Consider the following 25,485-nt stretch of genomic DNA (forward strand, 5'->3'; position numbering starts at 1 on the left):
CGACGAGACGCGGCGCTTGAGCGCTTGGTCTCGTCCACGCAATGCTAGCCTCCGCGCGGCGGCGGCTCAGTGATAAAGGACACCTTGGCGATACCCGCGCGCTCGCACGCGGTGATCACGCGGCCGATAAACTCATAACGCGTGTTTTGATCGCCGCGCACGTTGACTTCCGGTTGCGGCTGCATCACAGACACGGTCTTCAACTGCGTGAGCAGCGCTGCTGCATCCACGTGCTTCTCGTTCCAGAAGAAATCGCCATCGCGGTTGACCGCGATCACGATACTTTTGGGCGTGGTCTGCAGCGGCTGGACTGCCTCATTCGGCAACTTCACCGGCACCGTATGCGTAACAACAGGAATCGTGATCAGGAAGATGATCAGCAAAACCAGCATCACATCGACTAGCGGCGTGGTGTTGATGGCGGAGATGACTTCGTCTTCATCTCCATCTTGCCCAACGCTCATAGCCATGATTTACCCCGCCTGTTCGACCAGCGTAGCCTTTTGACCTGCAACCGGACGCTTCACTTTCTTGCCGCCGGCCAGCAGGACGGTGTGCAGTTGCGCGCCGAACGAACGGACACGTTCCATCACCGACTTGTTACGGCGAACCAGGAAGTTGTAGCCGAGCACAGCAGGCACAGCCACGGCCAGACCGATTGCCGTCATGATCAGCGCTTCACCCACCGGACCTGCGACCTTGTCGATCGAAGCCTGGCCGGCGATACCGATTGCCGTCAGTGCGTGATAGATACCCCAGACCGTACCGAACAGACCCACGAACGGTGCCGTGGAACCGACCGTACCCAGGAAGGCGAGGCCGTCTTGCAGGCGGTTCGACACGTTGGTGATCGCGCGGTCGACCGACACGTCGATCCAGGTGTTGCGATCGACGGCTTCGAGCAGCGCTTCGTCGTGGTGTTCGCCAGCTTCGATAGCGGTTTCGGCGATGAAGCGGAACGGCGACGATTCGTCGAGCAGCTTCGCGCCTTCCGTCAGCGACGGGGCGCTCCACAATTGCTCGTCGGCGCTCTTGGCGCGGCGGTTAGCACGGTATTGCTCGAAGAACTTCGTGATCATGATGTACCAGCTGCCCATCGACATGATCACCAGCAGGATCAGCACGAAGCGGGCAACGAAGTCGCCGTTCTTCCAGAGGGCGCCGAGGCCGTACGGATTGCTGACGGTTTCCGAGGTAGCGGGTGCCGGCGGCGGCACAGCCTGATCCGCGGGCGCTGCTGCGGGAGCGGCGCTTTGCGTGGTGTTGGCAGCCGATGCGGCTGCGCTGGCGTCGCTAGCTTGCGCGTAAGCAATTTGCGGTGCGACAAAGGTCGTCGCCGTGGTTACGGCGAACACCATGGTTGCCGCCACTGCGGCGAGAGAACGCTTCTTCATGTCTGCTCCAGTTCATGCGTTGAACTTGTACAACGTGACTAATAAATCGCTACCGGTACCGCTCAGTACGTGGGATCAGTTCAGGTTAAATGTGAACGGAACCTGGACACGGACGGGTTGGCCTTGGGAAACGCAACTAAACTTCTTTACCGCATTGAATGCCGCGCGATCGAGTGAAGAGTCTTCCGACGATTTCGCGACACGCTCATCCGTAATATGGCCCTGCGGATCGACTACGAATTCGATGAGTACGTCACCCGTGACGTTGTTTTCCTGAGCTTCCTTCGGATAGACCACTGACGAGCGGACCTGATCGGAGTTCGGGCATACCACGTCGACCTGCGCGCTGACCGGCTTGGACGGAGCAGCCGGTGCCGGCGGGGCAGGCGGCGGCGCCGGTTGAGCCACGACGGGCGCAGCCTGGTGCGTAATGGTGGGCTGCGGCGGAGTCGGCACGTTGACTTCCGGCGGCGGCACGAACGGCGGCGGCGGCGGCGCGAACTTCGGCGGCGGCAACTGCACGACGGGTAACGGCGGCGGAGGCGGCGGCTTCACCGGCTCGATGATCTTGGTTTCAATCGGATGTTGAATGACCTGCACCACCTTGGTGGCAAGGCCGTTGAGCAGTGCGTAAATCAGCACTATATGGAGAACGAGAACAGCGGCGATGCCGCCAAAGCGGCGCACGGGATTTTGCTGCTTTTTCCCGAACTCGCGCGGGCGCCCAGTTCTGTGAACCGGGGGCGAGCCCACCGGAAACTGCCCTTCAACTTTCATAACCACCTTCGTTCCTCCCGGCGTGAGCCGCCCATTTCCGTGACTGCAGCGTTCTTGCTACGTCGAAACATATTTACTTCAGCGCCCAATGAGAGCGCACGACATTCTTTGGGACTTCAAATGGGGTGTCGCCGTGCCACTCCGGCGGATCCAAAGGCCTGCGCCTTTAATTCATATCCCGGATTGCGACGACTTCATGCCGTCTCTGTGTGCAAAGCGTGTGCCCGCTTTGGACAGATTCTGGGCAGGCCGCGGGGATGAACGGAAACTGCCAGTCATCTATCTGCGTAGAAGTACTAATAGACGGTATTTGATACATCCCCTTCGGTTTGGCACAAACTGCGACGCACGACAAAATGCTCGAACGTCATACGCTTTTCACAAGTCAGCGCTCGGCTGGCTGCGATTGCTGCGACGGAACGATATCAGTTCAAAATCGTGCGTCAAACTTTTTTTGATAGGGGCATACTGTGTTTAGAGGATGAACTCTAATCGTCAGCGGGCTATTGGGGCGGTTTGCTTACAGCCACGCATCAATCGCGCAGAAAATCCCTTTGCGTTCAACGATGTGCAAAATGATCTTGTAAGGTTTTGAAGGCTGACGTTAATACTGATTTGCGGTGCTATCAAAAGCAGCATTTAAGAATAGGCGCGACGGGTGGGGATTCTAGAGCAGGCGAGCGGTTGACCGCACGAGGGAAAAAACGTATTGCGGCATGAGCCGGCGAAGGGAATTGAAGTGAGTGGGCGACTGAGTTGCGCGGTTCGTGCGTGATGGAGATAGCGCTTGCGCACTATGTGGACCGCTTGGGCGTCGCAAGCGCGATATGCGCGCTTAAGCAGAGATGAGCAGGGTGGAAATCGTTTTGCTTTCGGCAGCAAAAACATTTTCAGGGCAGGCGCTGGCCTGCCCATTTCACGATCAGCTAGCCGGATTGGCGACCCCTGTCGTGGACGGTGCCGCTGCGTTGCCCGCTGCCGGCGCATTCGTCATGGAGGCGGCCGGCAGGCAGTCGGCGCGATATTCGGCTTGCAGTTTCTTTTCGGCTGACTCGATGTCGGCAGGGTAGAGGTTGTCGTTGGCGGTCGGATCGTAGCCTACGGCTTCCAGTTCACCCAGTTCGTGCATCAGTTGCCTGTGCGTGACAGGGCCACTGGTATGCGTGAACGGATAGGCATTGCACTGCTGCGGTGTGAGTCCTTGCGCAGCCATGGCCGAAGCGCTGCCTGCAAGCAGCAAGGTCATCAATACAGTACGTGTCGCGAGTTTCATGTTTGCATCCTCCGTTAGCGTCATGAGAGGGCAACCGCAACAGGCCGCCCGATGCACACAGGCTAGTGGATAGGCGATACCGTTTCGCCCTCGCAACCATGAAGGATCGTTCATCTTCGGCGCGCGACCGCAGCGGCGGCCGGACCCTGCGCCACCCGTTGCCCCGCGCCGGTGCTGGCGCGCCTTGCGAACTTAAATATTTTTTAATGAAAGCGATGTGCGACCGTTACAGACGCGCGCGTAGCCTGTGCACATCCGCTGTGCCCCCGCTGTATCTCTTCACGCCGCGGCGTCTCGCGCGCCGCCGGTCCCGAACTCAACCCACTCAACCGGCAAGGCGAATATGGCATCATGTACTTCTACTGATAACCAGTCGCGCACGCCGCTCAAGCTGGCTGAGTTTGCCGCTGCGCGTGAAATCATCATGTCGCGAGTGCTGACCATCGAAGATGACGAGATCACTGCCAACGAAATTGTCGGTGAACTGAAAAGTCGTGGCTTTACCGTGGACTGGGTGGCAAACGGCCGCGACGGCATGGCGCGTGCCATGAGCGACGAATACGACGTCATCACGCTCGACCGCATGCTGCCCGGCGTCGACGGGCTGACAATTCTTACCACCATGCGCAGCATCGGCATTCAGACGCCGGTCCTCATGCTGAGCGCGCTCGGCGACGTGGACGAACGGGTGCGCGGCTTGCGCGCGGGCGGCGACGACTACCTGACCAAACCGTTCGACCCCGAAGAGATGACCGCGCGCCTCGAAGTGCTGCTGCGCCGCAGTCAGACGCCGACAACGCCGTTCGAGACAAGCTTGCGCGTCGGCCCGCTCGAACTGGATCTGATCTCGCGCAAGGTTCAGCGTGACGGTGAGGAGATCGTGCTGCTGCCCACTGAATACCGTGTACTCGAATTCATGATGCGCCACGCCGGCCAGACCATTACCCGCACCATGCTGTTCGAAGCGGTGTGGGGTTACCACTTCGACCCGGGCACTAACCTGATCGACGTGCACATGGGGCGCCTGCGCAAGAAGATCGACCCTCCGGGCGTCAAACAGATGATCCAGACGGTACGGGGCTCGGGTTACATCCTCGCGTGAGCAGACCATCTTGACGGACACCTCTTTCCCCACGCAATCCGCTTTGGGGCGCCGCTGGCATTCCTCGACGTTTCGACTGATCACGGTCTACGCCGTGATCTTCTCCATTTCCGTGATGCTGCTGCTGGGATTCATCGGCTGGGCGGTGACGGGCGACATGGAGCGCGAAACCGACGTCGTGATGGAATGGCAACTCATCTATTTCGACTCGATGCCACATGGCGAGCTGGCCGACGCGATTCATCGCCGGCTCGAGCACGAGCGGATGCACGCTAATTACTATGGGCTGTTCACGGCCGATGGCCAGCATGTCGCCGGCGACGTGCTGACGCTTCCGCCCGATCTGCCGGCCAACCGGCAGGGCATGACGCTCAAGCACACCTTGCAGTTGATGGGCGGCGAACCGGCGCCCGTGGTGCGCGCCATGGCCGAGCGTCGTCACGACGGCGAAACGCTCGTGCTGGCGCGCGATCTCACGCACATCCTCAGGATTCGCGAGACCATCATTAATGCGTTGATCGGCGGCGGGATCCTCTGCCTCGTGGCGGGCGTCGCCGGCGGTCTCGCATTGAGCGTGCGGCAAATGCGCCGGCTGAAGGCGATTCGCCGCGTGACCCTGCGCATTGCCCAGGGCGATCTCGGCCAGCGTTTGCCGATTGGCGGGCGGGATGAGATCGACATGCTCGCGCATCTGGTCAATCACATGCTGGAGGAAGTCGAGCGTCTGATGAACGAGGTGAAGGGCGCCTGCGATGGCATCGCCCACGATCTGCGCACACCGCTCGCCCATGTGCGCACCTTGCTCGGACACATCGCCGAGCGCTCAGATGGCATCGAGGACGTCGCGCTCTCGACGCTGGTGGAGCGCGCCCGCACGGAGACCGACGGACTGCTCGACCGCTTTCGCGCGATGCTGCGTATCTCCGAGATCGGCACCTTGCAGCGACGCGGCGGTTTTGCCGCGGTGGCGCTGCGGGCGCTGGTCGAAGAAGTGGGCGAGTTGTATGAGCCGCTCGCCGAGCTTCGCTCATTGAGCTTCACGGTCGAATCCGAAGCCGTGCAGGCGATCTACGGCGACCGGGCGCTGCTGTTCGAAGCGTTCAGCAACCTGCTCGACAATGCCTTCAAGTTCACCCCCGCAGGCGGCGCCGTGCGCATGGTGCTGCGGCAAACACCTGCGGGGCCGCTGGTGGAGTTCGTCGACAATGGGCCCGGTATTCCGTTGGACGAGCGCGACGCCGTGCTGCAACGGTTCTATCGCGGCGAGCGTACACGCCATCTGGCAGGCTCGGGCCTAGGGCTCAGTATTGTTTCGGCGGTGATCCGCGTGCATGACTTTACGATGCGCATCGGCGACGCCAAAACTGGCGCGCGCGTGAGCATCGAATGCTGGTCGAGGACGCTGGCATGATGAGTCCCGCGTGTCAGCGCATCGCCTGTTCCGTTTCTTATCCAGCATTGGCAGGTGGCTGAATGCGTATTCTGTTCGTCGCCGCGCCCCATCCCGAGTCCGCATGGCTCTATAAGGCCTTGCAGGAGAGTGCGCACAGTCTGCAACGCGCGGAGGATCTGCGCGACGGCGCGTTTCTCGCCACCCAGGAAGCGTTCGACGCGATCGTCGTGATGGCGCTCGAAGCGCCGTCGTACGCCGGTCTGCTGGCAGCCCTGCCGCAATTCGTCGAGGCGGGTGCGGGTGCCGCGCTGATCGTCGTACTGGGCCAGTGCGGCGCACAGGATCGCACCCAGGCGCTGCGAGCCGGCGCCGACGCCTGTTTCGGGCAACCGTATTCGTTTATCGAATTGCACGAGCGGATGCAGGCGCTGCGGCGTACGGCCGTTTCGCGAGCCGCCCGGGATCAGCCGGCAGCCGCGGCCAGCGCGAGTGCGCGGTTGACGCTGAGTCCGTTGACGCGCGAACTGGTGGATGGAGAACATCGCCTCGTGGTGACGCGGCGCGAGTATCTGCTGCTCGAATGTCTGATGCGCCAACCGAACGCGCCGGTGCCGCGCGAGCAACTGATCCGTTATGCGTGGCCGGAAAAGGACGATGTCGATCCGTCGAGCGTGAATCTGGTGGTCTCGCGACTGCGGCGCAAACTCGCGCAACATCTGCCGGGCATTCACATCGAAACGGTCAGCCGTTACGGCTATCAGATTGCGACTGGGTCCGCATAGAAAGAGGTAAGGAGTCTTGCAGCGAGCGCGCTCACCGTCTGGGGAGCGCGCTCGCTGCGTTTACGAACCGAAGTCCGGTTGACAGTAGTCGGGTGGTCCGACGCAACCGTTGGCGGCGTTGGGACCTGCTTGCGCGCAGCCGGCTAACAGCAGTCCGGCGGTAGCGGCAGCGAGCGCGTAAAGGACAGCGCGTTTGAGTAAGGAGCGAGTTTTCATGGGTGTCGTCTGTTCAGGCCTGCAGCGGGTTGACTGGGTTCCGCGCGATGGGCCCAGATTCGAAGCGATTTGCTGCGGGTTGCCAAGCAGGATAGTCGCGTCGGAAGCGCGGATCGATGGTATGAACGTGAAAGGAAATTTAGGCTGGCTTTAACCTCATGCTTAACGCGCATCGGCGAGCGTGCCTGCTTCAACCGGTTGCTGTGGCTGTCCGCGCGTGGAACTGCTTTGCGCTGCCGCGAGCGCGGCGCCATCCACCGACCATCCTCCCCCCAACGCCTCGATCAGCCCCACCGAAGCCAGCAAACGCCGCGTATTCACATTCAGCGCGAGGATCTGCGTGTTGAGCTCCGTGGTCTGCGCGGTCACCACATCCAGATAGCTCACCACGCCATCGCGGTAACGCGACATGGACAGATTCAGGGTGCGCTGCGCATCGGTAAGTGCTTCGTTCTCCTGCGTGGCTTCGTCACCCAGATGATGCAGTTGCGCCAGGTTGTCTTCGACCTGCTGGAACGCCAGCAATACCGTCGCCTTGTATTGGGCGCCGTTCTCCGCCAGCTTGGCACGCGCCTCCTGCGTCATGGCTTCGCGACGGCCGCCGTCGAACAGCGTCATCACGAGGCTTGGACCGATTGACCAGATTTCGTTGGGCGCCATGATCCAGGGCGAGAGCGTGTCGCTCTGGAAGCCGCCGTCGAGTCCCAGTGAAACGTCCGGGAAGAACGCCGCTTTGGCGACACCGATCTTCGCATTCGCTTGCGCCACGCGCCGCTCCGCAGCCGCGATATCGGTGCGCCGTTGCAGCAGCGTCGCAGGCACGCCAGTTGGGATCGACGGCAGATACGCGAGCCCGACCGCAGGCGCGAGCGCGAACGACGAGGCCGGCACGCCGGTCAGCGAAGCGATGGCATGCTCATACAATGCGCGGCGCGCCTTGACGTCCTCAGAGGTGGCGCGCGCCGACGCGAGCTGCGTTTGCGCGCGCGATACATCGAGGTCCGAAGCAATTCCGCCGGCGTGACGGCTCATCGTCAGCTTCAGCGCGCGCTCGTAGGTGGTGATGGTGTCGGCGAGGATCTGCTGCTGTTCATCGAGTCCGCGCAGATTGAAATAGGCGTCGGCCAGACTCGCCTGCAGGCTGAGACGCACGGAAGCGAGATCGGCGTCGGCTGCCTGGGCTGCCGCACGGCCCGCGCTCACTTCGTTGCGCACCTTGCCCCATAGATCGAGATCGTAGTCGATGCCCACAGCAACAGTGTTCGATCCATACACGGAGGGCTGATCGGAGCCACGCAGCGGCCGGTTATCGGATTGCCGGTTGCTCGACACATTGGCGGCCGCGCCGATGGTCGGGAAGAGGCCGGAGCGCGCCTGCGCCAGATAATCCACCGCCTCGTCATGCCGTGCGACGGCCGCCGCAACGTCGGGATTGGCCGCCGCTACCTGCACCTCGAGCCGGTCGAGCAGCGGGTCGTGATACACCTGCCACCAGGCGTCACGTGGCACCTGATCGGCGGGCTTCGCCAACTGCCATGCGCCGCCTTCCTTGAAGGCTGTCGGAATCGCCGTGGGCGGCACCTGATAGGTTGGCGCGAACGAGCAGCCGCTAAACAGCGCGCTGACCGCTAGCGCCACGCACAGGCTGCGCCTGAACTGGAACTCAGCCATGGGCGCGCTCCGCGTCGCGATGATCGGCGAGCGACGCGGCGGGCGCGTTCGCGTTCTGCGTCGCGGCGAGCCGCACTGGATCGCCTGTGGCGATCGAGTCAGGCGGATTGTCGATGACGCGATCGGTGGCGTCGAGGCCCGAGCCGATTTCGACCTGGGTGCCCAGATCGGTGGCAATGCTGACCGCTTTGAGAATCGCGTGATTGTTCTCGCCGACCACCGCCACCTGCAAGCCGTTGTGCCGGAAGATCAACGAACTGGCCGGGATCAGCAGCGCATGGGGATTGGTTGGCATGGCGAAATGAACTTCGGTGTATTCGCCGGGAATCAGCAAGCCATTCTGATTGTCGACCTCCAGTTGCACGAGCAAAGTGCCGGAGGAGGGCGTAATCGAATCGTCAGTATCGACCAGCTTCGCGTCGAACTTCATGCCGGGGCGCTCCGGCACGCTCAACGTTGCGGTCATGCCGGGATTGATGGCTGCAGCATCGCTTTGCGGCACGCTAACATAGACCCGCAACTGACGCGCATCGGATACGGTGAACAGTTCGTGACCGTCGCCGCCGCCTGCATCGATCAATGCGCCGATATCGGTCTTGCGCGCGGTCACGATGCCGTCGAACGGCGCGACGATACGCTTGAACGACTCCAGCGCGTCGAGGCGGTTCACGTTCGCTTGCGCTGCCGCCACGGTGGCCTCTTTGGCAGTGAGGTCGCTGGTCTTCTCGTCGGTGTCCTGCTGCGAGACCGAATCCTGCTTGAGCATTTCCGTCCAGCGTTTGGCGGTGGACGACGCAAGCTTTTCGTTGGCCTGAGCATTCTGCAGATCGGCCTTGGCCTGCAGCAATTGCTGATCGAGATCGGGCGTGTCGATCAGACCGAGCAATTGCCCGGCTTTCACATGCGTGCCGATATCCGCATACCAGGCGTGCAGGTAACCCGGCACGCGTGCATAGATCGGCGCGTTGACGAAGGCCGATAGATGACCCGGCAGAATCAGCGCCTGAGTAGCGCTCTGGCGGCCCGGCGTATACGCGGCTACGGTCGAAATGGCCTGCGCGGCGGACCATGTGGTCATTTCCTGTTTGGCGTGCACGCGGGTGAAGATGCCGCTTGTCACGACTCCGGCGGCGGCGAGCAGCACCACGATGCCGACCAGCTTCAGATGGCGCAGTCGCTTGGGCGAATTGATTTCGATATCAGTGGACATGAACGACTCCGGTTTCGGAAGTTGGGTGATCTTTATCTTTGGCAGGCGGATGCTTCGCCGCGTCGCGCCGGTGCACGAGACTGAACACAACCGGCACGAACAGCAGCGTCGCGAAGGTCGCGCAGATCAGGCCGCCGATCACGGCACGGCCGAGCGGCGCGTTCTGTTCGCCGCCGTCGCCGAGGCCGAGCGCCATCGGCGCCATGCCGATAATCATCGCCAACGCGGTCATCAGCACCGGCCGAAAGCGCGTGAAACCGGCTTCCATGGCCGCGACGAGCGCGTTGCCGGTCGCCGCGAGACGCTCGCGGGCGAAGCTCACCACCAGAATGCTGTTGGCGGTGGCGACACCCATGCAGAGAATTGCGCCCGTCAGTGCCGGCACCGAAAGCGGTGTATGCGTGGTGAACAACATCCAGACAATGCCGGCGAGCGCCGCAGGCAACGCGGTGACGATCACGAACGCATCGGCCCACGAGTGGAAGTTCACGACGATCAGCAGAAAGATCAGCAGGATCGCGCCGACAAGGCCGAGTGAGAGACCGAGGAACGCGCTGTTCATCGTCTGCACCTGGCCACGTAAAGTGACCACTGAACCCTTCGGCACGTCCTTGGCCGTCGCATGCAGGATGTGCCGGATGTCCGTGGCCACGGCGCCGAGATCGCGGCCTTGCGTGGTGGCGTACACGTCGTAGAGCGGCTCGATGTTGTAGTGCGAGACGACCGCATCGCCGACGCCGCGCTGGATGTCGGCGATGCCGCCGAGAATCTGCGACTGGCCGTCCTTGCCTGTGACAGGCAGATTGCTCAACGCCGAGAGCGACGTCATGCGGTATTGCGGCGTCTGCGCCACGATCGGATACGAGACGCCGTTGTGCGGATTCAGCCAGAACGTCGGCGATACCTGACTCGTACCGGACAGGCTCGCCACCACGGAATTGGTAACGTCCTGCTCGGTGATACCGAGTTGATCGGCCCGCGAGCGATCGACCGAGACCGTGAATTGCGGATACGTCGAATCCTGCTGGATGCGCGTATCGGCAATGCCCGGAATCAGGCGCATCTTGCGCATCACTTCAGTCGCATAACGCTGATTGGCGTCCTGATTGGGACCGGCCACCTGCAGATCGATCGGCGCGGGCGCGCCGAAGTTCAGAATCTGGCTGACGATATCGGCCGGCAGAAACGAGAAGCTGGTTCCCGGAAATTCCTGCGGCAAGCGTTCGCGCAATGTCTTCACGTAGCCGGCAGTCGGCGCATGATGTTTGTGCAGCGAAATCATGATGTCGCCGTCTTGTGGTCCGGTGGTGCCGCTATTGTTATAGGTCAGGTTGATACCGCTATTGGGCAGGCCGACGTTGTCGATGATGCTGGCGAGTTGATCCGGCGGCACGAGGCGGCGCACGGCGTCTTCGATGTGGTCGAACTCGTTTGCGGTGTCTTCGATACGTGTGCCGATCGGCGCGCGCACATGAAGGGTGATTTCGCCCGAATCGATGCTCGGAAAGAAATTGCGGCCCAGCCACGGCGTGAGCAGAAACGAGACGCCCACCACCAGCAGAAAGCCCGTCACGAAGCGTTTGCGATGGGTGAGTGCGAGACCGAGGACGATCCGGTAGACTCCGCGCACCCGCTCGAAGCGATGCTCGAAGCCGCGTTGCAAACGCACCAGCGGATTACGCGAGGGCGCTGCGTGATGATGACCGCCATGCGGCTCCATCATGGCCGCGAGTTCACCCGAAGCGTGACCGCCGGAGGCATGCGGGCGCAACAGGTATTGCGCGAGCATCGGTACGAAAGTGCGCGACAGCACGAACGAGGCGACCATCGCGAAGATCACCGCTTCCGCCATCGGCACGAACAGGTAGCGGGCGATGCCGTTGAGCAGCAGCATCGGCACGAACACGATACAGATGCACAACAGCGAAACGAATGCCGGTCCAACGATCTGCGCCGCGCCATCCATGATCGCGCTTCTGACGTCCTTGCCTTGCTCGAGATGCCAGTTGATGTTTTCGATGGTCACCGTGGCGTCGTCGACCAGGATCCCCACTGCGAGCGCAAGACCGCCGAGCGTCATCACGTTGAGTGTTTCGCCCATCGCCGAGAGACCGGCGATGGCCGCCAGCACGGCGAGCGGAATTGACGCCGCGATGATCAGCGTGGAGCGCCAGCTGCCGAGGAACAGCAGGATCATCAGCGAAGTCAACGCGGCGGCGATCACGCCTTCGCGCGCGACGCCGCTGACCGCGCCCTTTACGAAGGTCGATTGATCGCCCATCGTCACGAGGTGGAGTCCGGGCGGCAGCGTCTCTTCAATCAGCGGCAGTTTCGCCTTGACGCCCGCGATGATATCCAGCGTCGAGGCCGAACCGTTCTTCAGGATACTCATCAGCACGGCACGGTGACCGTCGACGCGCACGATGTTGGTCTGCGGCGGATAGCCGTCGCGCACGTGAGCGACGTCACGAATGTAAATGGTTGCGCCGTCCACCGTCTTGATCGGCAGCGCGTTCAGTTCCTGCAAGGTGAGCGGACTGTTATTCAGCTTGATGTTGTATTCGAAGCGGCCGATTTTCTCCGTGCCCGCCGGAATGATCTGGTTCTGCTGCGCGAGCGCGTTCGCCACGTCCTGCGCGGAGAGCTTCTTCTCCTGTAGCGCTTGCGGGTCGAGATCGATCTGGACTTCGCGGGTTTTTCCGCCGTACGCGGTTGGAATCGCCACGCCCGGCACGCTCAGCAATTGCGGGCGAATGAAGTTGGTCGCGTAGTCGGCGAGCTTCTGTTCATCGAGCGTGTTGCTGGTCAGTGCGAGTTGCAGCACTGGGACCGTCGAGGCGCTGTAGTTCAGGATCTGCGGCGGGGTGGTGCCCGGCGGCATCTGCTTCAGCACGGTTTGTGAAACGGAGGTGACCTGCGCGGTCGCCGTGCGAATGTCGACGCTCGGCTGAAAGAAGATCTTGACGATGCCGTAACCGCGAAACGATTGCGATTCGATGTGCTGAACGTCGTTGACGGTGGTGCCGAGCGTACGCTCATAGTAGGTGACGATGCGTCCGGCCATGTCGTCCGGTTGCAGGCCGGCGTAGTTCCACACCACACTGATCACGGGGATGCGGATGTCGGGGAAGATGTCGGTCGGCGTGCGCAGTGCGGACAGCGGGCCGATCACAAGGATCAGCAATGCCAGCACGATGAACGTGTAAGGCCGCGTTAAGGCTAGCCGGACAATTTTTAACATCGAAAGCAACTCCGTGTAAGGGGCGCACCCATGCTGGGTGACCCGATGACGGTATTCTGGGGAGCGGGGCCTAACAGGCCGTGTCTAAAAAAATGAAACAAGTTTTAGATGTTCAACATGGCGTGTGTGGCGCGTGTGGCGTAGCAGAAGCGGAGGATCGCTTGCCGCCGGCTAGCGCAAACGGCAGATAACGCGGCGTGCTGTATCCAGCACGCCGTGTCTGGCTAAATGAAAAGGGGCAGACGTGACGCTCGCGCGTCAGCCAAACAGATAGCCGGAACCGCGAATCGTGCGGATCAGCGGCCGGTCGCCGGGCACGTCGACTTTCCTGCGCAGACGGCCTACGTGGACATCGATCAGGTTGGTGCCGGGATCGAAGCGGCAGCCCCAGACCGCTTCGAAAATCATCGTGCGTGTCAGCACCTGGCCCGCATGGCGCATCATGAATTCGAGTACGCGAAATTCGGTGGGCTGCAATTCGAGTTCACGTTTGCCGTGGCTGACCCGGCGTCGCACGAGGTCGAGTTCCAGCGCGCCGGTGCGCAACAGCGTCTCCGCTTTTGCATTGCGCGGACGGCGGCGCAGCAGCACTTCGACGCGTGCAAACATCTCCTCGGGCGAGAACGGTTTGGTCAGGTAGTCGTCGCCGCCGGCGCGTAGGCCCTGAATGCGGTGATCCACATCGGACATCGCGCTCATCACCAGCACCGGTGTCTCCATGCCGACGCCGCGCATGGTGGCGACGATCGTCAGACCGTCGAGATCGGGCAACATGCGGTCCAGCGTGACGACGTCGTATTCGCCGGCCATGACCTTGGCCATGCCTTCGCGGCCGGTGCGCGCCACGTCGACGGAGAAGCCGCTCGACGTGAGCGTGCGCACGATGTCGTCCGCGATCAGTTCGTCGTCTTCGATAGTCAGTATCCTGGGCATGATTCGCGATGGTCTTTATTCGGGTACGTCAAGCCACCGCCCGCAGCGTGACCGGCTTGTCGGGCGCGCGATACTGGCTGACCGCGAAGTCGATGAAGCTGCGCACCTTCATCGAAAGATAGTTGCGGCCGGAATAGAGGATCGACACATGACGCGGGCCGCCGTTGACCTCGAACTGTTCGAGCACCGGCACGAGCGCGCCCTGGGCCAGGTCGTCGCTGACCGAAGGCAGCGGCAGCAGGGCCACCCCCATATGATTGAGCGCGGCGGCCCGCACCATCGCGCTGCTGGTGGCCGTCAATGCACTGCCGGTGTTGACGCGATAGACGCCGTTGGCATCCGCGAATTCCCAGCTGCGCGAACTGCCGTCCGATACGTTCAGCAGTCCGTGGCGATTCAGCGCGGCCGGATCGCGTGGTGTGCCGTGGCGCGCCAGATAGGCGGGTGAAGCAACCGTCACTTCTTCCATGCTGGTGAGGGTGCGACTCACCAGCGACGAGTTGGCCAGACGCCGGTCGTCGGAGAAGCACACGTCGAAGCCGCCTTCCACCATGTCGATATGCGTGTCGTAGGTCGTGACGTCGAAATCGACGCGGGGATGCAGCGTGCGATATGACGCGAGCAGTTTACCCAGCCCGGAAGTGGCAAAGGTCATCGGCGTGGCGATGCGCAGCGTGCCGCGTGGATCGCGCGTCGTCTGCAGGAGGTTCGATTCCATTTCATCGAGCTTCTCGATGATCGTGCGGCAGCCGTCCAGATACTCCTTGCCCACTTCAGTGAGCGAGAGGCTGCGTGTCGTGCGGTTGAGCAGACGCATGTTGAGGTGCGCCTCGAGCATGCTGACACTGCGCGTGACGGCGGCTGCCGACATACCCAGTTGTCGCGCGGCCAGATTGAAGCTCGCAAGATCGACTACGCGTGTAAAGACACGCATCGCTTGTAACTGGTTCATGTTCAGACACTAGGAAAGGACGATGCGTGCATCATGGGCGCTCGCAGGTAAAACGGAACTGCCAGCTTGATTAAGTCTTTTTTAATTTTGTGCAATGTTCATGAACTGCATGGCGACAGGGTGTCGGTCAGCGACGCAGCGCACACGTCACCTTGCAAAAGCGACAGGCAAAAAAAGAGCGCGGACCAGGCCGCGCTGCTAAGGAGATCTCGAAAAAGACCGCAGTGATGCGGACAACCCAGTATAGGGTGTCGCGCGCATGCGGTGGGAACGAACGCTGAAAGAGACTGCTGCGCAAAACTGAATAAAGCGCGGCACGCGCTGGACGATTTTCGTCGCGACTCACGAATCGCAAAAGACTGTGTTGCGCGACATGGCCTGAATCCGCGCGGCCTGTCCCAAGGCAGCGCGGTTCAATTCATCACGGCGTGAGCCTCTTCCAGTTCCAGCGTGTGCAGATGGTTCGTCAAGGCTTCGTTGAGCTTCGCGAGACTGGACGTGGGCAGTGCGAAGCCCGCCCAGCCCAGGCCCGAATGACGCATGAAGAGGACCGCGCCGTCGTAGAGCGGATGCTTCTCGGTGTGCCAGCAGGGATCCATCTCGATCACATATTGATGCGTACGCGATGGCTCCTTTGGCACTTCAGGGCGCATCGCCGCACGGATCAGAGTCAGGCGTTCAATGACCGCATCGATCTCGTGCGTCTCCAGCAAAGCGGACGCTTCGTCGACCGTGATCCGCACGGCAGGCGTGCCGTACTCGTTCATCATCTCAATGGTGAGTGCCATGTTCCGACTCCTGATACTTATGACGTTGGAGAAATTATGGAACGTCTGCACGCAGCGCAGGCGGAAAGTCGGTGTTCGTTTGATGAAACTTTGTTTAAGGAGGAAGGGCCGCGGTTTTGCATCGTTGCGGCACGTAGCCTTGCTTTCACGTTGCAGGTTTTCGTAACCTGACATTTGCCTTGATCCGGCGGGAAAAAGCGAACTGTTGGCAGGCGGCCGCAAAATCTGACGAATAGGCTCAGATTCAGATAGCGGGACGCGTGGCGCTGAACGTGCTCGAGTGCGAGCCGTACTGCTGCCTGTCGCGAAGCACGCAGAATTCACGGCGAACAAAAAAGGGGCTTAAGACCATGCACAACGTACACAAAGCGGTATTTCCCGTTGGCGGACTCGGGACCCGATTTCTGCCGGCCACCAAGGCGAGTCCAAAGGAGATGTTGCCGGTAGTCGACAAGCCCCTGATTCAATATGCGGTCGAAGAGGCCATCGCCGCGGGCATGACCGAACTGATCTTCGTGACGGGGCGCGGCAAGCGCGCGATCGAAGATCACTTCGACAAGTCGTACGAGATCGAAGCGGAACTGCTCGCACGCGGCAAGCAGGACCTGCTCGAACTGGTGCGCGGCATCAAGCCAAGCCATGTCGATTGCTTTTATGTGCGCCAGGCAGAGCCGCGCGGTCTCGGCCATGCGGTGCTGTGCGCGCAGAAACTGATCGCGAACGAGGCGTTTGCCGTGATACTCGCGGACGATCTGATCGACGGCCGTCCACCCGTTCTCGCGCAGATGATCGGGGTGTTCGACCATTACCACTGCTCGGTGATTGGCATCGATGAGATCGAAGCGCAGGACACGCGCTCCCACGGTGTGATAGAAGGCAAGGCCTGGGACGAGCGGATTTTCCGCGTCTCGGGCGTGATCGAGAAGCCCGCACCGGCGCAGGCACCGTCGAATCTCGGCGTGGTAGGACGTTATGTGCTGACGCCCGGCATCTTCGAGCATCTGCGCAAGACGCGCCCGGACGCCTGCGGCGAAATTCAGTTGACCGATGCGATCCAGTCGCTCTTGACCGACGAACAGGTACTCGCGTATCGGTATCGCGGCCAGCGCTTCGATTGCGGCAGCAAGATAGGCTATCTGAAAGCGACCGTGGAGTTCGCGCTCAGACATCCCGAGGTGAAAGCGGGCTTCGCGGCGTATCTGGATGAGAAGCGCGCGGCGGATCATCCGGAAATGCTCGTCTGAGCAAGCCGCAGTAAGCTCGCCGCGCCAGCGTCGCGCTGCGCTGCGCGTGGTGTTCCCGAAACGCGAATGGTCAGCGGAAATACGCTTTGGTGTTCTCGTGCACGTCGGGACACCCGAGCAATTCCGACGGCGCCATCCAGGCATAGTCGCTGTGCTGTTCGAAGCGGCCGATCGGGCCCGCGTCGCGCAACAGCAGCATATAGCCGAGCACCACATAGTGCGTAGAGATATCGGCGGCGCCGGCGAAGTTGTCGTCGTAATGATGTTCGAATACACCGCGAAAGCATGCCGTATTCTGCGAGACATTCTCCAGCCCGAGTTCTTCGCGCACGATGCGGCTGAATGCGCCGTTGAGCGACTCGTCCTTGCGGATCCGCCCGCCCGGCACGAACCAGGTGCCGCGCGCCGGACGATTGAGGCGGCGCCCGAGCAGCACGCGTCCGCGTTCGTCGACCACGATCAGGTCGATGGAGATGAGCGGCGTGAGGCGGACGACGTCGAGAAATTCAGGTCGGGCAAGCATGGTCTCGTTCATTTCCTCATTCATCTCGCTCAACACGGGCAATCCGCGACGATGCGCCCCAGAATAGCCACGCCAGTCCCGCCGCGACGAGCAGCAGCATGACAAGCGAGCCCAGCATTCCGCCAAGCAGGAGCCAATACCACGGCAGGGCATGCATGACGTCTCCGCAAGCAGGGGGAGTACGGACCGGAAGTGGAAGGAAAGGGCCGCCGTAGCGGGAGAAGCCATCTGGCGCAGCGGCCCGATCGTGACCGCATTGCCGCTGCGCTTCCAGTCTAGCGTCTGGCGCGCTGGCATCCGTGGTCCGCACCCCTGCCAAATGCGCCGAAGTTTCTGCACATCAGGACAATTTCACTGCGCGACGTAGCCGGCGGGCGGCGTGACGTTGGCTTTGGCGACGCTCGCATTGGTCGAGATGATGTAGATCGGCGCTTCGGTGAGCGTCAGCGCGGCGACGCCATCGTTATAGGGCTGGCTCGATGGGTTGCCCATCATGTCGAGTACCGTCACCTGGCCCGAGGTGCCCGGCGCGTCGACCTGCAGGTTGTACGCGACCTGATAGGTTGAGCTGAAACCCTTGCTCGCGTTCCAGACGGCATTGTTGTGCGTCCACAGTGCAGTAATCACCGCACCGTCGTTCAGTTGCTGGAACGCGTACCCGTAAACGCCTTGCGGCACACCGTTCAAGGGCCCGAGCGTATTGGTGCCGTCGACGATGCGCGCCATCGCCGCCGTGACCATCGCCGCAGGTTTCGGGCTGATTGCCGTGGGACCGAAGCTGCCTTGCGGGTCGACGAGGTTGAAGAACAGTCCGTAACCCACTTCCCCGGGAAAATCCGCTGCGTAAAACAGGTACGTGACGTCGGCGCCTTCGCCGAGCAGGATCAGATGCGTGCGTGCGACCAGCGCACCTTGGGCGTACAGCACGTTCGGGGTGGGAAAGTTGGGGCCGTATTTCGAACCGATGTCGTAGCTGATGCCGGTCTCGGTGACAAACAGACGCGCACCGGGTTTGAGCGTGGTGGCAATCTGCTGGCGCAGCGCGCGCATCGTCGCCGGCAACGACTGCGCCGCCTGCGCCGGGTCGCTGTCGCCTACGAGCCGTTCGGGCGGATGCGACGGCGAGGTGCCAACGTCGTAATAGCCATGAATCGACACGCCGTCCAGATACTGCGCGATGCCGAGCGGTTCGAGCCGTTGCAGCCACTCGGTGTTGGTGGCGACCGATGCGTTGGTGGTGCCCATGATGACGGCATCGGGATCGGTCGCGTGAATGGCCTGCCACGTGGCCTGATACAACGCGACCAGATTGGCGTCGGTATCGCGCCACGGCAAGCCGCTGTTGTAATCGGGCTCCCAGGTCACCTGATAGTAGTTGCGCGATTGCCGTGGAAAACGCTGGGCGCGCACCTGATTGGACTCCTGCCCGACGCGGTTCATGAAGGCCTGATACGCCGGCAGCGACACAGGCAAATAGCTGTGGGTGGCGACGTGCGTCGGGCTCGCCCATGCGGGAATGCCGTCGAGCTGGATCAGCCGCATCAGATCGCCGGGCTTGAAAAAAGAGTCGAGCGGATAGGCGGTCGCGTTGAAGGTGTTGGGTCCATCGGGCTCCATCACATACCAGTTGCGTTTGTCGTTGACCCACCGTAAGCCGAGATCGGGATAGAGCGGGCGGAAGCCGTCGCCTCCGCAGCAACTCTGGCCCGGCGCGATATAGGCCGTACCCTGGCCGCCGAAGCGGTGCAGGTCCTCGCGTGCATAGGAGGGGGTGGCGAGGACGCCGGACAGATCGGGCAACACGCCGAAGCTCGCCATGCCTGCGGGCCGTGTTCCGCGCGCCGGCAGACCCGTTCCGGCCGAGCGCAAGCTGGCGGACACCGCGAAGTATCCGGCGAGCGTGGCAACGCAATTGAGCGCGACGACCTGTGGACCACTCGCGACTTCGAATTGCCCGGAGGCACGCACGGTGCCCCATGCGTCGAGAATCTGCCAGCTGAGCGTGTCGCTGCGGTTCGCGCGGGTAATGAGGCTTACCGTGAAGGGATGGCCGTTGGCGAACATGCGCGTGCCGTCGCTGCCTGGCGTATCCGCTTCGAGCAGGGCACCATTCGGCGCCGCGTTGGCGGGTACGGACGGGTCGCCGCAAGTGAGCGCGTTCCTGCTCGGCGTGGCGTTGAGCGAAGCTACCGTGGGTGCGGGTGCGACCCCGCTGTCGTACCAGCACTGCTTTTGCGTGCCGGGTGCGGGATCGCCGAATACGTGGTTGTCGCACGGCGTGCCGCCGCTCAAAGTCAGGATGACGTAATGTGCCTCGCTGCCGTATTTGACATCGTGCTTGCCGGAAAAAGCGCATATGGCGTGTTCGTTGGCGCAGGCGGTCCAGCGGCACAGGCCGCGCTCGGTGGCACACGCGGGCGTGGTTGCCGCACCGGCGTTCTGGACTTCTAGTGCATGTTGTGCGGCCGCGGTTTGCGGCGCGCTCTGCGTGGCGGCACTCACGTCGTCGTGATGCGGGCTGCAGGCAGCGATGCAGAGCACCACCATTAGACGAAACACGACAGCCATGCTCAGGACTGCGCAGCGCGTGGCCGGCGCCGTAGCTGCAGTGTTGGCCATGTCGACGTCATTCATGCAGACCCCTGTGCGCGACACCCTGCGTTCGCTCATTGTTCGAGCCTCTTTATGGCGCGCCACACTGAGCGATTCATCAACGTGGTGCAGCGCGTGCACCGTCATTGTTCGACCATGCTGCCATGTCGAGCATACTGGACGCATACCTGGCACGCCACGACAAAGCTTAGGTTATCGAAGCAAAAAACGTTGTGCGTTGTGCAAGCGATTTAACGCGATGAACAAACTATGCAATCGCGCGAATTCAGTCTTTTTAAATCAGTAACAGATGCCGGATTGTGTCCGGATAAATAACGAAAACTACGAAATAATTACCTGAATTACAATATGTATTCGAAATCGCCTCAGGGATGCTGTTGCAGCGTCCATAACAGGTTGCTTATGAACGGCGCTCTTTAAATGCAAAAAAACGGATAGATCAGACGTATTGCATTCACCCAGTGTTTCAGATATGAAACAGTTCTGACACTGCCGGTTTCTGTTTCATTTTGAAACAAATTGCTCTGTGTACTATAAACACGTGATTCCATCGTATTACAGGAAATAATAAATGCGGCAGCGCTTCGCAATTCAGGTTTGTTGTCGAATGCCTGACTCCGTCAAGTTCACGTTTGAAACGTTTTTGAGCGTCTGGACGCGGTGCGGGAGGCACCCCGGCCGCAATCGCCTACTACATAACCCTGGTACGACATCTGCTTGTTGCGACGCATCATAAAGTTCCGATCAGGCCATCGTACGAGGATTCTCACCAGAGACTCCTGTCACACGCAGTGCAACATTGCCGTCTCCCGGTGATTTCGCCTGTCGTACCGGTTTGCGCTCGTCCAGTAGACCGTGGGTTCGTCTGATGTTTCAAACGTCTGGCAATAGCGGGCGCGGGGAATTATCAAACGGGTCCAAAGTCGCGATAAGCCAAGCTGTTGTACATTCGCATCAAATTCAGACTTTGCGAATTTATATCTAGCGACGCAATCCGCCAACATCGCGCATATTTCGGTCACTGTCATCAACGGCGATTTTAGGCGTGGATATGATGCAGTGCGAAGATATTAAAAAGTTAGAAACTCGGGAGATTCTGCCCACAATGCATGACATGGTAGGGGAAGATCATGCCGCATTTATCCGTTGATATTGCGAGGATTACCTGGTTACATACGCCTAACGTCAACGTGCGATGTGCGGCACGCCGTGTAGGCATCCTGCTGTTCGATAAGTTCGGTTTGCTGGGCGCTGGCATGGCGGCCGAGATGTTCCACACGGCCAACGAGATTGCCACCGCGCATGGTGGCGATGAGCCGCCTTATGAAGTTCAATTCGTCTCGATGGAAGGCGGCAGCGTCTCCAGTTCATCGTCGGCGCGGATGTGGACAGATGGCATCGACGCGCGCTACAGCAACGGTTTCGATGTGCTGTTCGTAGCGGGCGGATACGGCGCCAACGCAGCGGCACGAGATGAACGTCTGCTCAACTGGCTGCGTACGGTGCGCGCCAGGATCCGCGCCATCGAAGCCATCGCGGAAGGCCGGCTGATTCTCGCGGCTGCAGGCCTCGTCGAACGCGACGACATCAGGCACACGAGTCCGTATCTGGCGCACGTCGCGAACGCGCATGTCCCCAACGCGCACGTCGCGAACGCGCACGTCGCGAACGCGCATGTCGCCAACGCGCATGTCGCCAACGCGCATGTCGCAATCGGCAGCGGACCCGGCGAAGCCAACGACCCCCATGATTCGAGCAAGAGCGCATTGATGCTCATCAAGCGCGATCTGGGTCTGGACGTTGCGCGCGGCGTCGCCGATCGCGTGATACCTGGCATGGGAGCGGCGTTGATGCCGCGACTCGCCGAAGGCGGCACGATGAGCGTCGGCGAGAAGATCCGTGCGGCGGCTCGCTGGATGGAGGCTAACTGCGACCGTCCAGTTTCGGTGGCCGACGCCGCACACGTGGCGGCGATGAGCGAACGCAATTTTCTGCGTCGCTTCAAGCATGAGATGCAGGTCACGCCATCGGATTACCTGTTGCAGGTGCGCTTGCGCATAGCCTGCAATTTCCTTACCGAAACGGAATTGCCTGTGGACAAGATTGCACGTCGCAGTGGCACCGGCAACGGCGACCGGCTGGCGAAGATCTTCCGCAAACGCATGGCGCTCTCACCCACCGAATTCCGCGCCCGCAGCCGCACGGTGACTCACGAATAGAAACACAAGCTGTCAGAGCGCGGCGGCTGTTAGCGCCGCGTGAGATCTGGGGGCGAGAGGGGGAAGCCATCCCGTGTATGCGGGTCGAATGTGCGCATAGTGCGCATCGACCCCAAAGGGAAAAACGCGTCCTATTTAATAATAGGAGTACTACAAATGGTCAATGCGTACCAGAGCAATGCAGATCAGGATGGCGGCCTCGGTGACAGCACTGCGAAGCTGGCGCAGGTTGTGCCGCAGGCGGAATGTTTGAGCATTGCCCCGGTGATTCTCGCCGGCGGTTCAGGGACCCGGCTTTGGCCGCTGTCGCGCGAACACTACCCGAAGCAGTTGATCGACGTGATCGGCACGCATTCGCTGTTGCAGGACACGGTCCAGCGCATGGCCGGGTTTCCTGCGCAATGGCCGGTGCGGTCCGCGCCGATCATCGTATGCGGCGACGAGCATCGCTTCATCACGGCCGAACAGTTGCGCGAGAGCGGTGTAGCGGCGCAACTGGTGGTCGAACCGGCGCGGCGCGATACGGCGCCCGCGTTGACGCTTGCTGCTGCACTCGCAGTGAATGGCGAGGAAGACACGATTCTGGTCGCCATGCCGGCCGATCACGCCATGCTCGACACGCCGGCCTTCCAGCAAGCGGTTGCACGCGCGGCAGAGCATGCGCAACGCGGTGCGATGGCCACGCTCGGCGTGCCGCCGACGCGGCCCGACACCGCGTTCGGCTACATCCGGCTGGGCGCCGAGATCGAACAGGGCACGCACCGGATCGACCGGTTCGTCGAGAAGCCCGCGCTTGAACTCGCAACCCAGTACGTCGCTTCAGGCGCGTACTGGTGGAATAGCGGCATCTTCGTGGTGCGTGCGTCGGTGTGGCTGGCGCTGGTCAGGCGTCTGCAACCTGCCATGGCCGATGCGTGCCTCGCCGCGGTTGCCGGCGGCAAGGCGGACGGTCCGTTCTTCCGGCCGCAGGCGGAGGCATTCGCGAAGGCGCCGTCGGATTCGATCGATTACGCGGTGATGGAACGGCTCGGCGTTGCGGGGCCGGCGGGCGAACCCTTCGAGGGCGTGGTGGTCCCGCTGGTGGCCGGCTGGTCCGATCTGGGCTCATGGGATGCGGTCTGGGATGCGCGCGATAAAGACGCCGCGGGCAATGTCGCGCGCGGCCGGGTCCTGTTCGAGGGCGCGACTTCTTCGTACGCGCATTCGGAAGGCCGTCTCGTCGCCTGCGTGGGAACTCACGACATCGTCGTGGTCGAGACGGCCGACGCCGTGCTGGTTGCCGACCGTTCGCACGTGCAGGACATCAAGGGGCTGGTCGCGCGCATCAAGGCGGATCATTCGCCCGAAGCGGACCAGCATCGCAAGGTGCGGCGTCCGTGGGGCTTTTACGATTCGATCGATCACGGTGACCGCTTCCAGGTCAAGCGCATCGTCGTCGATCCGGGTGCCACGCTCTCGCTGCAACTGCACCACCATCGCGCCGAGCACTGGGTCGTGGTGCGCGGCACCGCGATGGTCACACGTGGCGAGGAGCGCTTTCTTCTCAGCGAAAACGAGTCGACCTACATTCCGTTAGGAGTACGACATCGTCTCGAGAATCCGGGCAAGGTGCCGCTCGAAATCATCGAAGTGCAATCAGGATCGTATCTCGGCGAAGACGACATCGTGCGGTTCGACGATACGTACGGCCGCTGCAATTGAGTAGGGCGTAGTTCGCGAAACCGGTTCAATGCAGGTGCTGGGGAGAGAAAAATGATCAAGCCTGAAGAATTGGCCGCACGGCTGCTGGATGTCGTGCTGGTCGTTTCAGGGGCCGCTATTGCGTCCAACATCCGTTTCGACGAGATCGGCCGGGCTAACATCTATTACGCCTTCGTCGCGTTCGCGGCGGCGTTCGCGCTTGCGCTGTTTCCGGCTTTCGGTGTCTATGACTCATGGCGTGGCCGCTCGAAAATGGGGCTGGTCGGCCAGGTCTCGCTCGCGTGGCTGGCGGTGCAAACCTGCGCGCTGGTGCTGATGTTCACCTTGCACCGTAGCGACTTCGTGTCGCGCCTGTGGTTTGCTTACTGGACCGCCACGACAGGCGGCCTGATGATCGTCTCGCGGATCGCCGTGCACCGCGTGCTGGATCGCTTGCGGCTGGCCGGTCTGAACCTGCGCAAGGTCGCGGTGGTGGGGCGGGGCGTGCATGCGGCCGAACTGGTGCGCAAGATCGACGGTCACACGTCCGCAGGCTTTCGCACCGCCGCGGTGCTCGACGTCCAGCACGAGGGCCCCGCATTGAGCGGCGTGATTCCCGCGGTTCCGGCCTTCGCCGAACTGCATGCCTTCGCCGACTACATCCGCGCCCAGGACATTCACGAACTGTGGCTGGCGTTGCCGCTTTCCGAAGAACACACGATCTACGATTGCGTACAGGAACTGCGCGAGGACCTGGTCAACATTCGCTTCATGCCGGATCTGCGCAGTGTCGCGATGTTCGACAGCACGATGATCGATCTGCTCGGCGTGCCGGCCATCAATCTCGTCGCCTCGCCGCTGTCGCAGACCTCGCAGTTGCAAAAGGAAATGTTCGACCGCCTGTTCGCCGCTGCCGCACTGATCTCGCTGGCGCCGCTGCTGGTGGCGATTGCAATTGCCGTGAAGTTGTCCTCGCGCGGACCGGTGCTATTCAGGCAAAAGCGCAAGGGCGCCGACGGCCGCGTTTTCACGATCTACAAGTTCCGCTCGATGCGACTGCACGCGGAAACGCCCGGCGCGCTTTGCCAGGCGACCCGTCACGACGCGCGCATTACGCCCATCGGCGCGTTCCTGCGCCACACGAGTCTCGACGAGCTACCGCAATTCTTCAACGTGCTGCGCGGCGATATGTCGGTCGTCGGACCGCGCCCGCACGCGCTCGAGCATGACGATCTGTATCAGAAGGTGGTGGCCGGTTATATCCAGCGTTACCGGATCAAGCCGGGTATCACGGGTTGGGCGCAGATCAACGGCTTTCGCGGCGAGACCGATCAGATCGAAAAAATGGAGCGGCGTGTGGAGCATGATCTGTACTACCTCGGCAACTGGTCTTTTGCGTTGGACATGCGCATCATCGCAGCAACAATCGTCAAGGGTCTGGTGCACAACAATGCTTATTGACCGGTGATGGAGA

General features: G+C 61.6%; 21 protein-coding genes. 7 read left to right on the plus strand and 14 right to left on the minus strand.

The features are described 5' to 3' along the window. Positions 1 to 44: 44 nt before the first annotated feature. From P3T43_RS20745 to P3T43_RS20760, 4 genes are all read right to left on the minus strand, one after another. On the minus strand, positions 45 to 470 hold the full coding sequence (locus P3T43_RS20745) for an ExbD/TolR family protein (RefSeq protein ID WP_429282918.1): 426 nt from the start codon (positions 468 to 470) through the stop codon (positions 45 to 47). Between the two features lie 3 nt (positions 471 to 473). Further along, positions 474 to 1,394: a MotA/TolQ/ExbB proton channel family protein gene (locus tag P3T43_RS20750; protein ID WP_429282919.1), complete on the minus strand. Its 921-nt coding sequence runs from the start codon at positions 1,392 to 1,394 to the stop codon at positions 474 to 476. Between the two features lie 75 nt (positions 1,395 to 1,469). Then, positions 1,470 to 2,171, minus strand: coding sequence for an energy transducer TonB (locus P3T43_RS20755; RefSeq protein WP_429282920.1), 702 nt, complete (start codon positions 2,169 to 2,171; stop codon positions 1,470 to 1,472). A 922-nt stretch (positions 2,172 to 3,093) separates the two neighbouring features. Next, positions 3,094 to 3,444: a DUF4148 domain-containing protein gene (locus P3T43_RS20760; RefSeq protein WP_429282921.1), complete on the minus strand. Its 351-nt coding sequence runs from the start codon at positions 3,442 to 3,444 to the stop codon at positions 3,094 to 3,096. A 424-nt stretch (positions 3,445 to 3,868) separates the two neighbouring features. Here P3T43_RS20760 and P3T43_RS20765 point away from each other — a divergent pair, with 424 nt between their 5' ends. The 3 genes from P3T43_RS20765 (at position 3,869) to P3T43_RS20775 (ending at position 6,721) form a co-directional block, all read left to right on the plus strand. Beyond that, positions 3,869 to 4,546, plus strand: a complete 678-nt coding sequence (locus P3T43_RS20765) for a response regulator transcription factor (RefSeq protein WP_429282996.1) — start codon at positions 3,869 to 3,871, stop codon at positions 4,544 to 4,546. Positions 4,547 to 4,661: 115 nt separating this feature from the next. Beyond that, a complete protein-coding gene (locus tag P3T43_RS20770) occupies positions 4,662 to 5,957 on the plus strand; it encodes an ATP-binding protein (protein WP_429282997.1) in 1,296 nt (431 codons plus the stop codon). Between the two features lie 62 nt (positions 5,958 to 6,019). Beyond that, the gene (locus P3T43_RS20775) at positions 6,020 to 6,721 is read left to right on the plus strand and encodes a winged helix-turn-helix transcriptional regulator (RefSeq protein ID WP_429282922.1); all 702 of its coding nucleotides are present in this window, start codon (positions 6,020 to 6,022) and stop codon (positions 6,719 to 6,721) included. Between the two features lie 60 nt (positions 6,722 to 6,781). Here P3T43_RS20775 and P3T43_RS20780 read toward each other — a convergent pair whose 3' ends face one another. From P3T43_RS20780 to P3T43_RS20810, 7 genes are all read right to left on the minus strand, one after another. Next, the gene (locus P3T43_RS20780; protein ID WP_429282923.1) at positions 6,782 to 6,937 is read right to left on the minus strand and encodes a hypothetical protein; all 156 of its coding nucleotides are present in this window, start codon (positions 6,935 to 6,937) and stop codon (positions 6,782 to 6,784) included. A gap of 162 nt (positions 6,938 to 7,099) precedes the next feature. After that, complete coding sequence (locus tag P3T43_RS20785) at positions 7,100 to 8,608, minus strand: efflux transporter outer membrane subunit (protein WP_429282924.1); 1,509 nt, start codon at positions 8,606 to 8,608, stop codon at positions 7,100 to 7,102. Then, positions 8,601 to 9,818: an efflux RND transporter periplasmic adaptor subunit gene (locus P3T43_RS20790; RefSeq protein WP_429282925.1), complete on the minus strand. Its 1,218-nt coding sequence runs from the start codon at positions 9,816 to 9,818 to the stop codon at positions 8,601 to 8,603. Before P3T43_RS20790 ends, P3T43_RS20785 begins: the two co-directional genes overlap by 8 nt. Continuing rightward, positions 9,808 to 13,059 carry an efflux RND transporter permease subunit gene (locus P3T43_RS20795; RefSeq protein WP_429282926.1) on the minus strand — a complete coding sequence of 1,084 codons (3,252 nt, stop codon included), beginning with the start codon at positions 13,057 to 13,059 and terminating at the stop codon, positions 9,808 to 9,810. The genes P3T43_RS20790 and P3T43_RS20795 overlap by 11 nt, the downstream gene beginning before the upstream one ends. A 258-nt stretch (positions 13,060 to 13,317) precedes the next feature. Then, a complete protein-coding gene (locus P3T43_RS20800) occupies positions 13,318 to 13,992 on the minus strand; it encodes a response regulator transcription factor (RefSeq protein WP_429282927.1) in 675 nt (224 codons plus the stop codon). 28 nt (positions 13,993 to 14,020) lie between these two features. After that, positions 14,021 to 14,944 (minus strand): LysR family transcriptional regulator, encoded by a 924-nt coding sequence (locus P3T43_RS20805; RefSeq protein WP_429282928.1) that lies wholly within the window; start codon positions 14,942 to 14,944, stop codon positions 14,021 to 14,023. Between the two features lie 413 nt (positions 14,945 to 15,357). Next, the gene (locus tag P3T43_RS20810; RefSeq protein WP_429282929.1) at positions 15,358 to 15,732 is read right to left on the minus strand and encodes a hypothetical protein; all 375 of its coding nucleotides are present in this window, start codon (positions 15,730 to 15,732) and stop codon (positions 15,358 to 15,360) included. A 350-nt stretch (positions 15,733 to 16,082) separates the two neighbouring features. Here P3T43_RS20810 and galU point away from each other — a divergent pair, with 350 nt between their 5' ends. After that, positions 16,083 to 16,976 carry a UTP--glucose-1-phosphate uridylyltransferase GalU gene (gene galU, locus P3T43_RS20815; RefSeq protein WP_429282930.1) on the plus strand — a complete coding sequence of 298 codons (894 nt, stop codon included), beginning with the start codon at positions 16,083 to 16,085 and terminating at the stop codon, positions 16,974 to 16,976. Between the two features lie 70 nt (positions 16,977 to 17,046). Here the strand turns inward: galU and P3T43_RS20820 are convergent, their stop codons facing one another. From P3T43_RS20820 to P3T43_RS20830, 3 genes are all read right to left on the minus strand, one after another. Next, entirely contained in the window at positions 17,047 to 17,499 is a 453-nt protein-coding gene (locus P3T43_RS20820; protein ID WP_429282931.1) for a GDP-mannose mannosyl hydrolase, read from the minus strand. 16 nt (positions 17,500 to 17,515) lie between these two features. After that, positions 17,516 to 17,656: a hypothetical protein gene (locus P3T43_RS20825; RefSeq protein ID WP_429282932.1), complete on the minus strand. Its 141-nt coding sequence runs from the start codon at positions 17,654 to 17,656 to the stop codon at positions 17,516 to 17,518. A 194-nt stretch (positions 17,657 to 17,850) separates the two neighbouring features. Continuing rightward, positions 17,851 to 20,133 carry a hypothetical protein gene (locus tag P3T43_RS20830; protein ID WP_429282933.1) on the minus strand — a complete coding sequence of 761 codons (2,283 nt, stop codon included), beginning with the start codon at positions 20,131 to 20,133 and terminating at the stop codon, positions 17,851 to 17,853. 1,109 nt (positions 20,134 to 21,242) lie between these two features. Between P3T43_RS20830 and P3T43_RS20835 the strand changes: the two genes are divergently transcribed. From P3T43_RS20835 to P3T43_RS20845, 3 genes are all read left to right on the plus strand, one after another. Continuing rightward, entirely contained in the window at positions 21,243 to 22,331 is a 1,089-nt protein-coding gene (locus tag P3T43_RS20835; protein WP_429282934.1) for a GlxA family transcriptional regulator, read from the plus strand. A 156-nt stretch (positions 22,332 to 22,487) separates the two neighbouring features. Then, the gene (locus P3T43_RS20840) at positions 22,488 to 24,032 is read left to right on the plus strand and encodes a mannose-1-phosphate guanylyltransferase/mannose-6-phosphate isomerase (RefSeq protein ID WP_429282935.1); all 1,545 of its coding nucleotides are present in this window, start codon (positions 22,488 to 22,490) and stop codon (positions 24,030 to 24,032) included. Positions 24,033 to 24,083: 51 nt separating this feature from the next. Further along, a complete protein-coding gene (locus tag P3T43_RS20845) occupies positions 24,084 to 25,472 on the plus strand; it encodes an undecaprenyl-phosphate glucose phosphotransferase (protein ID WP_429282936.1) in 1,389 nt (462 codons plus the stop codon). The last annotated feature ends 13 nt before the right edge of the window (positions 25,473 to 25,485 follow it).

Origin of the sequence: Paraburkholderia sp. GAS41 (assembly GCF_050436545.1) — a bacterium.
Lineage (GTDB): Bacteria > Pseudomonadota > Gammaproteobacteria > Burkholderiales > Burkholderiaceae > Paraburkholderia.